The sequence below is a fragment of the Halococcus dombrowskii genome, assembly GCF_022870485.1.
Lineage (GTDB): Archaea > Halobacteriota > Halobacteria > Halobacteriales > Halococcaceae > Halococcus > Halococcus morrhuae.
This window is the reverse complement of sequence record NZ_CP095005.1, coordinates 1,447,320-1,464,141: the sequence shown is the minus strand read 5'-3', so window position 1 is coordinate 1,464,141 and position 16,822 is coordinate 1,447,320. Positions and strand designations below refer to the sequence as shown.

The 16,822-nt window shown below is 65.9% G+C and carries 14 protein-coding genes; 6 read left to right on the top strand and 8 right to left on the bottom strand.

The features are described from left to right. Positions 1–134: 134 nt before the first annotated feature. Both proS and MUK72_RS07650 read right to left on the bottom strand, forming a co-directional pair. Positions 135–1,592 (bottom strand): proline--tRNA ligase, encoded by a 1,458-nt coding sequence (proS, locus tag MUK72_RS07655; protein ID WP_244698330.1) that lies wholly within the window; start codon positions 1,590–1,592, stop codon positions 135–137. A 55-nt stretch (positions 1,593–1,647) separates the two neighbouring features. Further along, complete coding sequence (locus tag MUK72_RS07650; RefSeq protein WP_244698326.1) at positions 1,648–2,127, bottom strand: SRPBCC family protein; 480 nt, start codon at positions 2,125–2,127, stop codon at positions 1,648–1,650. 94 nt (positions 2,128–2,221) lie between these two features. On the opposite strand from MUK72_RS07650, the gene MUK72_RS07645 reads away from it, so the two are divergent. After that, positions 2,222–2,455: a transcriptional regulator gene (locus tag MUK72_RS07645; RefSeq protein ID WP_244698323.1), complete on the top strand. Its 234-nt coding sequence runs from the start codon at positions 2,222–2,224 to the stop codon at positions 2,453–2,455. On the opposite strand, the gene MUK72_RS07640 is transcribed toward MUK72_RS07645, so the two are convergent. Beyond that, positions 2,445–2,888: an SRPBCC family protein gene (locus MUK72_RS07640; RefSeq protein WP_244698320.1), complete on the bottom strand. Its 444-nt coding sequence runs from the start codon at positions 2,886–2,888 to the stop codon at positions 2,445–2,447. The two genes, MUK72_RS07645 and MUK72_RS07640, sit on opposite strands and share 11 nt — an antisense overlap. Before the next feature lie 104 nt (positions 2,889–2,992). On the opposite strand from MUK72_RS07640, the gene MUK72_RS07635 reads away from it, so the two are divergent. The 4 genes from MUK72_RS07635 to MUK72_RS07620 all read left to right on the top strand — a co-directional run bounded on the left by MUK72_RS07635 (position 2,993) and on the right by MUK72_RS07620 (position 7,029). Beyond that, complete coding sequence (locus MUK72_RS07635) at positions 2,993–3,970, top strand: aldo/keto reductase (protein ID WP_244698318.1); 978 nt, start codon at positions 2,993–2,995, stop codon at positions 3,968–3,970. A gap of 64 nt (positions 3,971–4,034) precedes the next feature. Further along, on the top strand, positions 4,035–5,225 hold the full coding sequence (locus MUK72_RS07630; RefSeq protein WP_244698315.1) for an MFS transporter: 1,191 nt from the start codon (positions 4,035–4,037) through the stop codon (positions 5,223–5,225). Positions 5,226–5,285: 60 nt separating this feature from the next. After that, positions 5,286–5,636, top strand: a complete 351-nt coding sequence (locus MUK72_RS07625; protein WP_244698312.1) for a nuclear transport factor 2 family protein — start codon at positions 5,286–5,288, stop codon at positions 5,634–5,636. A gap of 133 nt (positions 5,637–5,769) precedes the next feature. Then, positions 5,770–7,029 carry an OFA family MFS transporter gene (locus MUK72_RS07620; protein ID WP_244698309.1) on the top strand — a complete coding sequence of 420 codons (1,260 nt, stop codon included), beginning with the start codon at positions 5,770–5,772 and terminating at the stop codon, positions 7,027–7,029. 20 nt (positions 7,030–7,049) lie between these two features. Here MUK72_RS07620 and ggt read toward each other — a convergent pair whose 3' ends face one another. The 4 genes from ggt to MUK72_RS07600 form a co-directional block, all read right to left on the bottom strand. Continuing rightward, positions 7,050–8,729, bottom strand: coding sequence for a gamma-glutamyltransferase (gene ggt / locus MUK72_RS07615; RefSeq protein WP_244698304.1), 1,680 nt, complete (start codon positions 8,727–8,729; stop codon positions 7,050–7,052). A gap of 163 nt (positions 8,730–8,892) precedes the next feature. Next, on the bottom strand, positions 8,893–11,586 hold the full coding sequence (locus MUK72_RS07610; protein ID WP_244698300.1) for a heavy metal translocating P-type ATPase: 2,694 nt from the start codon (positions 11,584–11,586) through the stop codon (positions 8,893–8,895). 101 nt (positions 11,587–11,687) lie between these two features. After that, complete coding sequence (locus tag MUK72_RS07605; RefSeq protein ID WP_244698296.1) at positions 11,688–12,281, bottom strand: AsnC family transcriptional regulator; 594 nt, start codon at positions 12,279–12,281, stop codon at positions 11,688–11,690. 182 nt (positions 12,282–12,463) lie between these two features. Continuing rightward, positions 12,464–13,459 (bottom strand): phosphate uptake regulator PhoU, encoded by a 996-nt coding sequence (locus MUK72_RS07600; RefSeq protein WP_004053041.1) that lies wholly within the window; start codon positions 13,457–13,459, stop codon positions 12,464–12,466. Between the two features lie 232 nt (positions 13,460–13,691). On the opposite strand from MUK72_RS07600, the gene phoU reads away from it, so the two are divergent. Next, positions 13,692–14,360 carry a phosphate signaling complex protein PhoU gene (phoU, locus tag MUK72_RS07595; protein ID WP_004053043.1) on the top strand — a complete coding sequence of 223 codons (669 nt, stop codon included), beginning with the start codon at positions 13,692–13,694 and terminating at the stop codon, positions 14,358–14,360. 586 nt (positions 14,361–14,946) lie between these two features. On the opposite strand, the gene MUK72_RS07590 is transcribed toward phoU, so the two are convergent. Further along, entirely contained in the window at positions 14,947–16,812 is a 1,866-nt protein-coding gene (locus MUK72_RS07590) for an FAD-binding protein (RefSeq protein WP_244698289.1), read from the bottom strand. Positions 16,813–16,822: the final 10 nt, after the last annotated feature.

The window sequence follows — 16,822 nt, the reverse complement described above, 5'->3', positions numbered from 1 at the left end:
ACCCGAGTCTTCCGGTCGTGTATAAGAGGTTAACCCTGAAGGACTAAATGTGTGCTAATACCAAATAAGGGCGACAGTGCGTGTCGTTGCCGGTCGTTAGCGCCGAAAGAGAGAAGACGAGTTGGTGGAACTCCTCAGTAGGATTTGGCGAAGTAGGCCGTCTCGGTCGCGTCGTCGCCACAGATCGCGCACGTGTCGTCGATCGGCCCCTCGTCCTCGTCGAGCGGGACCATCACGATCTCGGCGGCGATCTCGTCTTTGATCTCGGTCTCGCAGCCTTCCTCGCCACACCAGGCGGTCTTGACGTAGCCACCGTGTTGGCCGATCGTACCGAGCAGCTCGTTGCGGCTCTCGGCCTCGCGGACGTTCTCCTCCAACTCATCCTCGGCAGCGGCGTACAGTTTCGCGTAGACGGTGTCGAGATGGTCCTCGACCGTTTCGGCGATGCCCTCGCGCCCCTCGACGACCGATTCGCCGTCCGGGCGGTGGACGAGCGTCGCTTCCTCGTCCTCGACCTCGTTCGGTCCGATCTCGATGCGCAGCGGGACGCCGTTGAGCTCCCACTCGTTGAACTTGAAGCCGGGGTTGCGCCCGTCGCGGTCGTCGAGTTCGACCCGCAGGCCCGCCTCGTCGAGCTCCGCCGCGAGCTCGGCGGCGTAGTCCAGCACCTCCTCCTGGGTGTCTTCCTGCCAGATGGGCACGACGACGACCTGTTCGGGCGCGATCGCGGGCGGGAGCACGAGCCCCTGATCGTCCGAATGTGTCATGACCATCCCGCCGAGCGCGCGCCAGGAGAGGCCCCACGAGGCAGTGTGGGCGACGTGTTCGTTCTCGTCCTCGTCGACGTAGGTCACGTCGAACGCCTCGGCGAACCCGTCGCCCAGGTAGTGACTCGTCGCCGCCTGGAGCGATTTCCCGTCGGGCATCAGCGACTGCACGGCGGTCGTCGTCTCGGCCCCGGGGAACTTGTCGTGTTCCGGTTTGCGACCCTCCAGAACCGGGATCGCGAGCACCTCCTCGTGGAGGCGGCGGTACTGCTCCAGCCGGAGCATCGTCTCCTCCCACGCGCTCTCGCCGTCGCGGTGGGCGGTGTGACCCTCTTGCCAGAGGAACTCCTTGGTGCGGAAGAACGGTTTCGTGTCCGTCGCCTCCCAGCGGACCACCGAACACCACTGGTTGAGCCGCATCGGAAGGTCGCGATGGCTCCGGATCCACTGGCTCATGAACGGCGTGATGATCGATTCGCTGGTCGGGCGGACCGCGAGGCGCTCGTCGAGTTCGTCGTTGCCCGCCTCCGTCACCCACGCGACCTCCGGGTCGAACCCCTCGACGATCTCCTTCTCGCGTTCGAGATAGCTCTCGGGGATGAACATCGGGAAGTAGCTGTTCTGGACGCCCGTATCCTTGAACCAGCCGTCGAGATGGTCCTGAATCCCCTCCCAGAGGGCGTAGCCGCGGGGACGAGTGACGATGAACCCCCCCATCGGCGCGTAGTCGGCGAGCCCCGCCTTCTGGACGAGTTCGGCGTACCACTCGCCGGGGCTGTGTTCCTTCGATTCGGTGATCCCGAGGTCCTGTTGTGGGTCGCTCATAGATACCGATCCGTCCGCTGGGTTAAACACGGTACGATTCGCACAGGCGTCGGAGCTATTCGAGGCGGCGTTTGGTCTCGCGGTGACGATAGCGGAACATCGGCTCGAAACCGATGTCGCCAAACGGTTCGGCGAGGCGGCCGAGATCGCCGAACGGGAGGCGGTACTCCACGCGATCGCGGAGGATCGTCCCGCCGGCGTCGGCGTAGAAACTGTGGGTATGGACCCAGCGCTCGAACGGGCCGTCGTGCATCGTGTCGCGGAACAGCCCTGCATCACCGTCGCGCCGCCGCTCGACGATCCGGGAGGTCCAGCCCTGTCGCGGACCGACGCCGAACGGGCGCATCGAGAGGTCGATCTCGGAGCCCTCTCTCAAGATGTCGGGGTCAGGTTCGCCATCCGGGCCGCGCGAGGCCTCCACTCGGAGGTTCATGAATCGGGGCGTGACCGCCGTCAGCCCAGTGATCGCCGAGTGGAACTCCCAGACGTCCTCGAAGGGCGCGCGCAGGTACGTCTCTCGATCGTAAGTGGCCATGCTCTTTCCTCGCCCCGCGTGGGCAAAACTCCCGCGGACAGGCGATGGCGAAAAAAGCGGCACGCATATATCCCGCGACTGAGAATCGGCAAGTATGACCCAGACCTGCAGGAACTGCAAGCGGACCTTTGGCAGCGAGCTCGAACTCGAACTCCACCGCGACGTCTGTTCGGACGCACAGTTGGTGTGTGAGGTATGTGGCGAGCGGTTCGCCGAGCGGTATGCGACGACGGACGGTTGGCGATACGACTGTCCGAACGACGACTGCGACGGCACAGGACTGAAAGAGGATCTCCGACCGGTCAGCGACGTTCTCGTCAGCCAGTAGCGTCGCCAGCGAGTCGCTCGATCTCGATCAGCGCCCGCCGACAGACGGGTGCGTACGCCGCCGCAGGCAACGGGATCTCGAACGCCGTTCGACAGTTCTCTCCCACAGGTTCGACCCGATGGCCGGTCGCCGGAACGCCGGCGACGCGCCACGTCCACCGACGGTCGGCACAGCTCGTGACGCGAAACGGAACCCGTAGTCCGCTGTTCGACAGACTCGGGAGCAGTGCGCCGGGACCCACGGTTTCGACGTGGCCATGCGATCCCTCATGGATGAATCGGTCGGGACAGTCGACGGCCGCGATCGACGGTCCCCACTCGGGCCAGCGGTCGGTGTCGGTGAGGATCGACCAGACGATGTCGGCGGGCGCGTCGATGGGGCGCGAGACCAGGAGCCGACGGCCGTCGGGCGTGCGCTCGATGGCTGTGTTCACGACACGTGTCGGTCGTCGGGAAGGATATATCGTCGGTCGATACCGGCGACGACCGATCTCGGATCGATGCTACGACTTTTCCCAGCGGCCGCCGATGACATGCTATGGAATACACGACCCTCGGTGACACGGGCATGGAGGTCAGTCGGCTCTGTCTCGGCTGCATGAGCTTCGGCAGCTCGGAGTGGCGCGACTGGGTGCTCGAAGAGGAGGAGAGCCACGAGATCATCGAGCGCGCGATCGACCTCGGCATCAACTTCTTCGATACGGCGAACATGTACTCGCTCGGCGAGTCCGAACGCGTGCTCGGCAACGCGCTCGCGGGCTACGATCGCGACTGGCCGGTCGTCGCCACGAAGGTCTACCACCCGATGGACGAAGACAATCCGAACGCCGGCGGACTCTCCCGGAAGGCCATCGAGCAGGAACTCGACAACAGCCTCGACAGGCTCGGAATGGACACGATCGACCTCTATCAGACCCACCGCTGGGACGAGAACACGCCGATCGACGAGACGCTCGGCGCGCTCGACGACGCGGTGCGCCGGGGGAAGGCCAGATACATCGGCGGCTCGTCGATGTGGGCCCACCAGTTCGCCGACGCGCTGCACACGAGCCGAGTGGAGAACCTCGAACGGTTCGTGACGATGCAGAACCACTACAACCTCGTCTATCGCGAGGAAGAGCGCGAGATGCTGCCGCTCACCGACAAAGAGGACATCGGCGTCATGCCGTGGAGCCCGCTCGCGCGCGGCTACCTCACCCGTCCCCACGAGGAGATCGGCGCGACCGACCGCGGCGCGAGCGAGCAACACCTCTACGAGCATCCCTACCGTGCGGGCGGCGGGCGGGAGATCAACGAGCGCGTCCAGGAACTCGCCGACGAGAAGGACGTCACGATGGCCCAGATCTCGCTCGCGTGGCTGCTGCACAAGGAGTGGGTCGACGCGCCGATCGTCGGCACGACGAGCATCGAACACCTCGAACAGGCCGTCGCAGCGCTCGACATCTCGCTGTCGGAGAGCGACCAAGAATATCTCGAAGAGCCCTACGAACCGGTACCCGTCTCGGGCCACGACTGAGCCGGCCGACCGTCGTGCGATGGCGTTCCATTCGCTTTATCCGCGTCTCGACCGTACGACCGCCGTGAACACCGACCGTGTCACGCTCGCGGCGATGATCTTCGCCGTCATGTTCGGGCAGGTGGCACTCTACCCGGGTGTGCCGGAGCTCGTCGCCGCACTCGGTGCGCAGACGACGCTCGACGCGAGCACGTGGTTTCTCGCCGCCGAGTACGCGGGTTTCGTCCTTTTCGCCGGCGTCTGGGGTGCGCTGAGCGATGCCGGCGGCCGCCGAACCCGGTTCATCGTCGCCGGCGCGCTCGGCGGCGTGGCGAGCTACGCGCTCCTGGTCGGGCTCGCGTGGTTCACCGAGATCGGCTTCACGACGATGCTCCTCGTCCGCTTCGTCGAGGGGAGTTTTACCATCGGAGCGTTCTCGCTGTCGATAACGATGCTGATGGACATGGAGGGCGGGCACGGTCGCAACATGGGTGCGGCGGGCATCGCCATCGGTTCGGGGACGGCGCTCGGCGCACCGCTCGGCGGTCAGCTCTCGGCCGTGGGCCCGCTCGTCCCGCTGGTCGTCGCCGCCGGTCTGCTCTGCCTCGTCGCGCTGCTCGCAGTGCGACTGTCGGATCGTACGGTCGAGAGCCGGCGAGGCGGCATCGGGGCGGCGCTCTCGGGGCTCACCGATCGCCCGGCGCTCGGACTGCCCTACCTGTTCGGCTTCGCCGACCGCTTTACCGCAGGGTTCTTCGCGCTCGTCGGGACGCTCTACTTCAGGCAAACCTTCGGCCTCGATGCCGGCACGGCAGGGCTCGTGCTCGGACTGTTCTTCGCGCCGTTCGCGCTCGGCCAGTACCCGATGGGCCGGCTCTCCGATCGGATCGGCCGCCTACTCCCCGTCGTCGCCGGATCGGTGCTCTACGGCGGCGCGGTGCTCGCCGTCTATCTCGCCCCGACGGTCGAGATCGCCGGCGCGACGATGGTTCTTCTCGGCGTCGCCGGCGCACTCGTCGCCCCGGCGACGATGGCGCTCGTCACCGACCTCGCGACCGATCGCGGTACGGCGATGGGCGGGTTCAACGTCTTCGGCAGCCTCGGCTTCCTCGTCGGCACCGTCGGCGGCGGCGCGATCGCCGACAGTTTCGGCTTCGGCGCGGCCTTTTTCGCCGCCGCGGCGCTCGAAGCCGGCGTCGTGATCGTGACGCTCCCGCTGCTCGTCCGTCTCGACGTTCCGCGGAGCGTGTTGCTCGGTGATCACGACTCCGCCTGAGAGCCCGACGATCGGCCGCCCGTCCCGAGAACGTTTCCCGTTGGAAGCGGTAGCCGACGCATGGCCGATCCCGAAACCGTGGTCCGGCGGTACTACGAACTCGTCGACGCCGAGAACTACGACGACCTCGTCGCGCTGTTCACCGATGACGTCAGCTACGAGCGCCCCGGCCAGAACGCCATCGAGGGTCGTGACGCGCTGCGGACCTTCTACGAGGAGGGTCGCCCGCTCGACGACGGCTCCCACGAGGTCCACGACGTGGTCGTCGATGGCGATACGGTCGCCGTACGGGGTTCGTTCTCCGGTCGGCAGAACGGCGAGCGCGTCGGGTTCGGTTTCGCCGATATTCACGAGTTCGAAGACGGAACGATCGCGCGACGATACACCTTCACCGACCGCGACGAGGTCTGAATCGGTGTTCTATGCGGGAATTTCCGTTTCAGCAGATTTATTCGGAATCGAGACCGAGCAACCGTATGCATCGTTCTCACACGGTCAGTAGCGCTCCGTTCGATCGTCCCGCCGTCGGGCGGTCGGCGGACTGATGTCGTCCGCGGCCGAATCGAGCGACGTCGACTATAGCGCCCGCGCACGCGAAGCGCTCGGCTACTCGCGCTGGTGGCAGATCGCCGCTGCCGCGGTGATGATGGCACTCATCAGTCCCTACCAGTACGTCTGGTCGTCGATCGAGGGACCGCTGGCGGCCGATCTGGATCTCCAGCTGTCGGCGCTCGGGCTCGTGTTCACCCTGTTCGTCGCCTTCCAATCGATCTCTCAGTTCCCCGTCGGGACGTGGCGTGACAGCCACGGCCCGCGCCGCATCAGCCTGCTCGCCGGCGTGCTCGCCGGCGGCGGCTATTTCGGTCTCGCCTACGCGACCGAACTCTGGCAGGTCTACGTGCTCTACTCGCTCGGTGCGATCGGCGTCGGCATCGTCTACACCGTCTCGATCAACACCGCGCTCAAGTGGTTCCCCGACCGGCGCGGGCTCACCACGGGCATCGGCACGATGGCCTTCGCCGCCGGCAGCGCCGCGTTCATCCCCTACGTCCGTGCGAACACGACCGTCGGCGGCTACTCCGCGGTGGTCCGCAACATGGGGCTGCTCATCGGTGTCGGCATCCTCGTCGGCGCGGTCGTGCTCCGCGACCCGCCAACCGACTGGCTTCCGGGACGAACCGACGGCGGGCAGGCCGCGACAGCTGCACACTCAGGGAGCGACTACACCTGGCGCGAGATGCTGCGCACCTGGCAGTTCTGGGATCTGCTCGTCATGTTCGCGTTCGTCAACACGGCCGGGCTGATGCTGACGGCGAAGGTCGTCTCGTTCGCCCAGCAGTTCGGTCTCGCGGCGACGGTCGCCACCGCCTCGGCGACGATCCTCGCGCTCGTCGGCGGCCTCAGCCGCGTCGTCGTCGGCGGCATCTCGGATCGGTTCTCACGCCGGCGCGCCATCCTCGCGTCGGCGATCCTCACCGGTGTCGGACTGTTCGCGCTCGTCTGGTTCGCTCAGCTCGGCTCCGGCATCGGCTTCGTCGCCGCCGTGATCGTCACCACGTTCTTCTGGAGCCCGCAGTTCGCGCTCTTCCCGAGCATCGTCGGCGACTACTACGGACAGACGAACTCGTCGAGCAACTACGCGCTGGTCTACATGGGGAAGGTCGCTGGCGGCACCCTCGGCGGCGTCGTCGCCGGCTTCCTCATCACCATCGTCGGCTGGTCGACGACGTTCCTCATCGGCGGCGGGCTCTCGCTGCTGGCGGGCATCGGCGCGTTCGCGCTCAGACCGCCCGGCCGATCCTGACAAAATGCGTTGAGAGCGCGTCAGTAGCCGGCGACCGTGCCGTCCTTTCGCGGTTCGGTCGCGCCCGAAAGGGTACCCTCGTTGTTTCGCGCGATCTGTGCGCCACCGAACTGCGTCGGCGTGTCGATGCGCACGTCGTGACCCATGCGAGCGAGTTTCGTCGCGAGATGGCCACCGATACGACCTTCGACAGCGAGTGATCCGTCCTCACGGTAGCGCCAGCGTGGGCGATCGAGCGCTGCCTGAAGAGGGAGGTCGTGATCGACGAGATTCGAGATCACCTGCACGTGGCCTTGAGGCTGCATGAACCCACCCATGACGCCGAAGGCCGCCCAATCGTCCTTGCTTTCCTCGGGAGCGAAATCGACGACGCCGGGGATGAGCGTGTGGAACGGACGCTTGCCCGGCGCGAGGCTGTTCGGATGCTCGGGATCGAGCGAGAACGAGGCACCACGGTTCTGGAGGGTGATCCCCGTTCCGTTGGCGACCAGACTGGAGCCGAAGCCGGCGAACAGCGAGTTGATGAGCGAGACGACGTTGCCCTCGCCGTCGGCAACGGAGACCAGAACGGTATCGGCGTCCTCGGCGTGGCTGTCGGGCACCCCGAAACTCACATCGCTCGCGGCCGCGCCGATGTCCGTCGCGCGTCGCGTGGCCCATTGCTGCGAGGCGAGCGGCGGCACGTCCACGTGGTCGGGATCGGTGATATATCGATGGCCATCGTGGAACGCGCGCTTCATCGCCTCGGCGAAGTAGTGGACGCGCTCAGGTGACTCCAATGGCTGTGCGCCGGCGTCGATCTCCTCGGCGATGTTGAGCGCTTCGAGCGCGATGAGTCCCTGATTGTTCGGCGGGAGTTCGTACACCTCCGCACCGTGATAGCGCGTCGAGACCGGGTCGGGGAACTCGACTTCGAACGCCGCGAGATCCGCGTGCGAGAGGAAGCCACCCTTCCCCTGGATCTCGTCGACGATCGCGTCGGCGATCTCGCCCTCGTAGAACGCGTCCGCACCCCGCTCGGCGATCGTTGCGAGGCTCTCGCCGAGGCGTGGGAGGCGAATCTGCTCGCCGGCTGCGGGGGCAGCGCCGTCGTTGAGATAGGCGTCGACGGCGTGGCTGTCGGTGAACAAATTCTCTGCGGCCTGCCACTCGTGGGCGATGACCTCCGAGACGGGGTAGCCATCGGTCGCGTAGCGGATCGCGGGCTGGAGTGTATCGCCGAGCGAGCGCCGGCCGTAGCGCTCGACGGTCGCCTCCCAGCCGCGCGCGCTGCCCGGCACCGTGACGGCGTGCGGGCCGAGAAACGGCATGCTGAGATCGTCGGATTCGTCGCTGCTGTCGACCGCATAGCCGCGGTTTTCGGGATACCACGACGCCGACTCCTCGTGGTCGCGCACGGACTGGCGAACGTTCTCGATGGTCGCATCGGCCGGCGCGCCGCCACAGGCCCGCATCGAGCCGACCTCGCCGTCGGCGGTCCGATAGAGTGCGAACGTGTCGCCACCCAGTCCGGTACTCATCGGCTCGACGACGTTGAGCGCGGCGGCGACCGCCACGGCGGCGTCGAAGGCGTTGCCACCATCCCGAAGGAGTTCGACGCCGGCCTCGGCGGCGAGCGGTTGGCTGGTGGCGACGATACCATCGTTCGCGTAGACGGTCGAACGACGTGAGGTGAACCGATCCAGATCGGGATTCGGCATGTGTTCGCTCACCATCCTATCTACCTAAAGATGGCTATCCGACGGTGGTGTCGAACGCCCATTTCGTCACGGTTGCTGCGATGACTATCGGCGCTGGAGTCAGAAACCACGGGCGGAGACCGGAGCACGAATTCGATTCACAGTACCGATACGAACCGTCGGATTACCGGAGGAATCCGAGCAGTTCGTAGTCGTGATCGGGGGTGTAGTTCCGGAACAGCAGGCTGTTCGAGAGCACCGACACCGACGAGAACGCCATCGCCGCGGCGGCGAGCGCGGGCTGGAGCAGCCCCAGCGAGGCGAGCGGGATCATCGCCGTGTTGTAGCCGAGCGCCCAGAAGAGGTTCTGCTTGATCTTCCGGAGCGTCCCGTCGCTGATGCGGATCGCCTTCACCACGTCGAGCGGATCGTCGCGCATCAGCGTGACGTCGGCGGCCTCGATCGCGACGTCGGTCCCCGAACCGATCGCCGTGCCGACGTAGGCGGTCGCGAGCGCCGGCGCGTCGTTGACGCCGTCGCCGACCATCATCGCCCGCCTGCCACCGGCAGACTCGCTGCGCTCGTCTCCCGAGCCCTGTCTCGCGTCGCTCGACAGGACACCCTGCTGGATGTCGTCGATCGCATCGGATTTGTCCTCGGGGAGCACGCCCGCACGGACGTTGTCAGGATCGATGCCGACCGCCTCGGCAACCGCCTCGGCCGTCCGTTCGTTGTCGCCGGTGATCATCCGGGTCGTGACGTCACGATCCTGCAGCGCCGCTACCGCCTCTTTGGCGCTCTCTTTCACCGTGTCGGCGTCGGCCACGACGCCCAGGAGACGGCCGTCGCTCGTGCCGGCGGGCACGCGTGCGACCAGCATCGCCGTCTTGCCTTCACTTTCGAGCCGTTCGAGCGTCTCGACGGCGGGTGCGGGATCGATGTCGGCCTCGCGCAGCAGCGTCCGGTTGCCGACGAGCACCTCCTCGCCATCAACTGTCGCGCGCACGCCCTGTCCGGGAACGTTCTCGAACCCCTCGGGGTCGACGAGATCGATGCCGCGCTCCTCGGCCCCGTCGACGATCGCCTGCGCGAGCGGGTGTTCGCTGCCGGATTCGGCACTCGCGGCGGCCCGGAGCACGGTTTCCTCGTCGATTTCATCGGTGGCGGGTTCCGTATCGCCACCGATCGCCTGCGTACCCCCGTCGGCCGCCGTCTCGGTGCCGCCGTCGGTGGAGCGACCGTCGAGCGGGACGACGTCGGTCAGCTCCATCTCGCCCTCGGTGAGCGTCCCGGTCTTGTCGAAGACGACCGTGTCGACGTCCTTTGCGCGTTCGAGGACATCGCCGCCCTTGAACAGGACGCCGTTTTTCGCGCCGATCGAGGTGCCGACCATCGTCGCCGCCGGGGTCGCGAGTCCGAGTGCGCAGGGACAGGCGATCAGCACCGCCGAGGCAAAGACGACCACGGCGAACTCGAAGATCGAAACCGTGCCGCCGGCGATCGCGGGTCCGCCGGCGACGAGCCCCCACAGCGGGAGCCAGGAAACGAAGCCGGCGAACGCTTCGGGGAACAGATACCAGACGACGCCCCACAGCAGCGCGTTCGCGATCACGATCGGGACGAAATACGACGAGATGCGATCGGCGAGATTTTGAATGTCGGGCTGGCGCGACTGGGCCTCTTTCACAGTCTGAACGATCTGCTGGAGTGCCGTGTCCGCGCCGACCTTCGTCGCCTCGACCATCAGCAGGCCGTTCTCGTTGATCGTCGAGCCGACCACCTCGTCGCCCTCGCCCTTCTCGACGGGCACCGACTCGCCGGTGACCATCGACTCGTCGACCGCCGACTGGCCCGAAACGACGGTCCCGTCCGTGGGAACCTTCTCGCCGGGTCGGATCTTCATCCGGTCACCGACGTCGACCTCGTCGAGGGCGATTTCCTCTTCGTTGCCGTCCTCGTCGACGATCGTCGCGGTATCGGCTTCCATCTCCAGGAGCTGCTGGAGCGCCGCGCCGGCCTGGCCCTTCGAGCGGGCTTCGAGATAGTTGCCGAACGTGATGAACACGAGGATCAGCGCGGCGGTGTCGAAGTAGAGACTGCCCGCGAGCAGCCCGAGCAGGACGACGACCGAGTAGACGTAGGCCGTCGAGGAGCCGAGCGCGATCAGCACGTCCATGTTCGCCGTTCGATTCTTGACGAGCGCGTTGTACGCGTTCTCGTAGAACGGCCGCCCGAGAACGAGCTGGACGGGCGTCGCGAGCAGGAACTCGACCCAGCCGAAATCGACGCCGAAGATCGTCTCGGGGAGTGCGCCGCCACCCAGGAGGAGTTTCTCGACCATGAACGCGATCAGCGGGAGCGACAGCGCCGCGCCGAACAGGGTGAGCCGGAGCTGGCGGCGGATCTCGCCCTCGCGGGCGGCGTCGCGCTGCTCCTGTTCGGACTCACCGCTACCGTCGTCGCGCACGGGCGAGTAGCCGGCGTCCTCGATCGCCGCGTAGAGATTCTCGCGGTCGGTGTCCGCGGGGTTGTATTCGACGGTCGCCTCGTCGGTCGCGTAGTTGACCTCCGCCGTGAGCACGCCCGGCACGGCTTCGAGCGCCTCCTGGTTGGTCTCGGCGCAGTTCGCACACGACATGTCGGTGATGGCGATCGACGTCGAGCTGCTCACCGCCTCGTAGCCGGCGTCGTCGACCGCGTCGTAGATCTCGGCAAGCTCCACCGCGTCGGGATCGTAGTCGACGGTTCCCTCATCGGTCGCGTAGTTGACGGTCGCCTCGCTCACCCCCGCAAGCCCCTCCACGGATTCCGTTATCGACTGGGCGCACGTCGCACAGCTCATGCCCCGAACGTCGAGTCGGGCGGTTCGGTTACTCATCGGTTGTATCTACGCGATACTCGTTTAACGTGGTTTCCGTTCCGATCGTCGCAGATTCTCGCCAGCAAGACTTTCGATTCCAAAGTGATCGTTTCAGTCGATCACGCAGCGCCTTCCTCGAACTGCTCGTACTGCTCCTCGAAGCGCGCCTCGCAGGAGGGACAGCAGAACTGATAGAGATCGCCGTCGATCCGGGTCGCGACGCCCTCGCTCGTCACCGTATTGCCACACTCGGCACACGTGAGCGCGAACTCCGTGCCGCCGGTCGAGGGTCGCCATTCGGCGTCCGTGAGCAGCTCAACTTCGTAGTCGGCGATGCGATCTGTCTCGATCGTCCGCGAGAGCCAGAACGGAACGTCACCGTCCGCGATGCGCGCATAGCAGAGGAGGTCGCCCTCGGCGGTCGTGAACACGTATTCGACGGCTTCGGCGTTTAGCAGCGTCTCGCGAACGTCTTCGAATCCCTCCGAAGCTACCGATAGCGTGAGCAACACGGGAACGCCGCCACCAAGCTGCGAGCGGTCGATATCGACCGTGAACCGACGGAGAACGCCGCGTTCCTGGAGTCGTTCGACACGGTCGGCGACCGCCGGTGCCGAGAGGCCGACGACCTCGGCGAGCTCGCTCCAGGGCCGGCGCGCGTCGCTCAGCAACAGTTCGAGTAGTTCGAGATCGGTCTCGTCGAGATCGCGCATACCGACCGAACGGGTGCGACGGACAAAGGTCCTTCCGACCGATCGGTTTGGAATCGATTGCTCGTCGGTCGACCAACTATCGATTCGCAGTCGGTGCCGGAAGACAGGATGAACGAGGAGGAGAAGGAGGGAAACGAACCGGATCACATCGGGGTCCGCAGTGCTTTCGAGCCTATTGTTGCCTACGGGCGCGGCGCGGCCTTTTGGAGCGCTGTTTCGGCGATGTTGCCGCCGTAGTCGGCGCTGCGCGACAGCGAGTCCGCGACGAGGCCAAGCCGTTTGACGCGCTGGGGGTCGAGCGTTCGCAGTAGGTCATCCACCTCGCGGGCACGCTCGTCGACCGTCTCGATGCCCGCCATCGCCTCGTTGGCCAGTTCGACGGCCTCGTCCGAATCCTCGGTGAGTAGCGCATCCATCGCCGTCTCGACGACCGCCGCGGCGTCGCTGTGAAGCGTCCCGAGCGCCTCGCCCGCGTCGTCGGGAACGCCGTCGAGCGCGCCCGCGAGATCGGCGATCTTGGTCGCGTGGTCGCCAACCCGTTCGAGCTGGCGCGCGCTCGTGTGATAATCGAAACACGTCTCGCGCGGCAAACCGATGTCGGACGCTGCGCTCGGGTGGCGAAGTGCGCCGCGGAAGACGCGCGAGGTCATATACCAGAGCCGATCGACGTCGTCGTCGCGTTCGATGACGTCGGCCGCCAGATCCTCGTTGCCCGTCCGCAGCGCCGTCACGGCGTCGTCGAGCATGGTGAGCGCGACCAGCCGCATCCGCGTGACGGCGTTGTGGATCGACAGCTCCGCCGAATCGAGGAGATCCTGCAAACTCACGTGTTCGGCCGTCTCTTCGATGATTTCGAGCCCCACCAGCCCCTGAGCGGTCTCCCGGATGGTCCGGCGCTGGGCGGCATCGACGCTCGCGGTTTCGAGCGTGATGACGTCGAACCCACTGACGTACATCGTCACGACCGCACGGGTGAGTTCGCCGTCGTTCAACCCCGTCACGTCGAGCGTTCCCTCGGCGTTCTCGGTCTCGGTACGCGGCGCGAGCAACAGCGATCCCTCCTCGGGATAGAACTCGATCTCGCCGCCGGCCTCGACGCCGTGGGCGGTCGCCCAGCCCTTCGGCAACGAAACGGTGTACGTCGAGCCACCCGTGACCTGCACCTTGCGCGTCTCCATACGCCAGATCGCCACGCCGGCACAATAAATCCGTGTATTCTATATAGTAAATTCGAGATTTTGCAATCAGCTGGACTTTCGTCCACTAGTTGCTTCCAATCGTACGCTGCGGCTCTGAAGCGGTATATAGTTCGCTATTGAAATCGTTATTCATCCGAAATCGGTCGTCGATCGGCGTGTGAGCGGTGATTTCGGCGAAGGGTACATTAGGTGGACGGTCCGACGGGGCGACATGCCCCGCGAAAGCTATCAGGAGCAGCTCGACAGCCTCCGCGAGGACGTCCTCTACATGAGCGAGATCGTGCTCGAACGCCTCCGGATGGGGCTCGAAGCGCTCTCGACGAAGGACGAACGCCTCGCACACGAAGTCATCGAAGGTGACGACGAGATCAACAGGATGTATCTCGATCTCGAACGGAGCTGCATCGATCTCTTCGCCCTCCAGCAGCCCGTCGCCGGCGATCTCCGCTTCATCGCCGCCTCGTTCAAGATCATCACCGATCTCGAACGGGTCGCCGATCTCGCCACCAATCTCGGCAAATACACCCTGCAGGCCGAACGCGACGTCTTCCCCGAGGTCGACATCCAGGGCATCGGGGGCATCACCCAGGAGATGGTCGAGACGGCGATGACGGCCTACGACGAGAACGACACCGACGCCTGCTACGCCATCGACGAGCGCGACAACGAACTCGACGCCCTCTGTGAGCGTGCCTCGGAGATCGTCGTCCGCGATCTCATCGAATCAGAGCTCGATCCCGCCGACACCGACCAGCTCATGGCCGACGTCTCCCGCCTGCTGCTCACGATCCGCGATCTCGAACGCGTCGGCGACCACGCCGTCAACATCTCCGCGCGCACCCTCTACATGGTCGACAACGACGACGAGCTCATCTACTAGTACCTTTTTACTTCGTCGGGTTCGCGCTTCGCGCGCACCACTCTCTGCTCGCGGGCGTGCGAGGCGGCGAAGCCGCCTCGAACTCGCGGCGCTACGCGCCGCGCATGGCCCGCTCGCATGGTACGAGGGGCCTTCGGTCCCACGCTACTCGCAAAAAGCTACGGTGAAAACTCCCTGCTCGCGCCTGACGGCGCTCGCAGTGAACCGCGCTCACTGCTCACGGTTCACTCCGTTCACCGTTCGCTACCGAGGTTCTCCCTCCGGTCGAACCTCGCTTCGTTCGCGCGGACACTACCACTCTCCGCGACCGCCCGCAAAACCGCACAGCACCGTCTCCGCCGAAGCCCTCGCGCTCCCGCTGGTCGCGCTCGCCCTTCATCCGCCAGGGGCGGGCAATCACGAGCGATTCGACAGCAGAGAATCAGGATCGATGAAACGTTCGCAGAGACAAGGGGCTTCCGACCGGCTTGGCGACGTGACGTTCTCCAGCCGGCACCCCATCACCACGATTGAGGCGTGATCTGATCCTCTCCTGTAAGATGAAAGCTGAGCGCCGGAGCACGAACCCGACCGGAAAACGGTGGCGTTAGTAGTGCCGTTCTTTCGGCTCGTAGCTCTTGTCCTCACCGTCGAGGATGACCGGCGCGTAGTAGAGATCGGGCGAGCCCTCGTTCCACGCGAGCATCGTGTGTTTGATCCAGTTCTCGTCGTCGCGGTCCTGGTGCTCCTCGCGCCAGTGTGCACCCCGGAACTCGGTGCGGGCGAGCGCCGAGAGCGTGATCGCCTCGGCGAGATCGATGAGGTTTCTGGTTTCGATCGTGTGCTGGAGATCGGTGTTGAACGTGCGCGAAGGGTCGTTGACGTACACATCTTGGTAGGCCTCGCGGGCCTCGCGGATGTCGCGCAGCGCCTGCTTCAGCCCCTCCTCGTTGCGGAAGACGTTCACGTTCTCGGTCATCGACTCCTGAAGCTTCGAGCGGATGTCGGCGTGCTGGACGCCCTCGTCCTTCTCCAGGAGATGCTCGATGCGCGCCTGTTCCTGATCGAGCGCGCGCTCGACGGTCTCGTCCATGCCGACCACTGCGCCACCATCGGTTGCGGGATCGTCGCCGGCTCGCCCGCCGTCGGCGGCCACACCGTCCTCGGAGGTGTCGATCGATCCTGGCGAGACGGGGGTGTCGACGTCGCCGGAGCCGATGCTCGCGGCGGGGCCCGTCTCGATCTCGGCGGTTTCCATCTCCTTACCGGCGGCGTGACGACCCGCGCGTGCGCCGAAGACGATGAGTTCGGGCAGTGCGTTCCCACCCAGACGGTTCGATCCGTGGACTGAGACGCAAGCACACTCGCCGGCGGCGTACAGCCCGTTGATGCAGGTCTCGCCGTTCTCCGAGACCTCGATGCCGCCCATCGCGTAGTGCTGGCCGGGCTTGACGCGCATCGGGTTCTCTAGGGGGTTGACGCCCTCGAAGTCCTCGGAGAGATGGATGATGTTTTCGAGCCGATCGGTGATGCGCTCCTCGCCGAGGTGGCGCATATCGAGATGGACGTAGTCGTCCTCGAAGCCCCGACCCTCGTTGATCTCGGTGAGCTCCGCTCGCGCCACGACGTCGCGGGAGGCGAGCTCGCCGACGTTCTTGGCGTAGCCACCCTCGAACATGAAGCGCTCACCCTCGGCGTTGTAGAGAATGCCACCCTCGCCACGAACGCCCTCGGTGATGAGCACCCCCGTGGAGGGCAGCGTCGTCGGGTGGAACTGGATGAACTCCATGTCCTCCAGGGGAACGCCAGCCCGGTAGGCCATCGCGGGCCCGTCACCGGTGTTGGCGACCGCGTTCGTGGTGTGGTCGTAGACCTGCCCCGGCCCACCCGTCGCGAGGATCACGCCGTTGCGGGCCTTGAACGCGTCAACTTCGCCGGTTTGAACGTCGTAGGCGACGACACCGTGGCACTCGCGGTCTTCGGGCTCCGCGTGGTCCGTGACGGCGAGGCGGGAGACGTACCACTCGTCGTAGACCGTGATCCCTCGTTTGACGACCTGCTCGTACATCGTGTGCAGCAGGTGATGGCCCGTCTCCGCGCCGGCGTAGGTCGTCCGCGGGAAGGAGAGCCCGCCGAACGGGCGCTGGCTCATCCGGCCGTCGTCGTCCCGCGAGAAGGCCATCCCCCAGTGTTCGAGCTGGACGGTCTCCTTGGGGCTCTGATGACAGAGCGTCTCGATGGCGGGTGCATCGCCCAGGTAGTCCGAGCCCTTCATCGTGTCCTCGGCGTGGCTCTCGAAGGAGTCGCCATCGCGGAGCACGGCGTTGATCCCGCCTTCGGCGGCCCCCGTGTGGCTTCGCACGGGATGGAGTTTCGAGACGAGGGCGACGTCCGCGCCCTCCTCGTTCGCCGCGACCGCCGCTCGAAGGCCGGCCCCGCCCGCGCCGACCACGATGACGTCGTGTTCGTGCATCCTTGTTCGT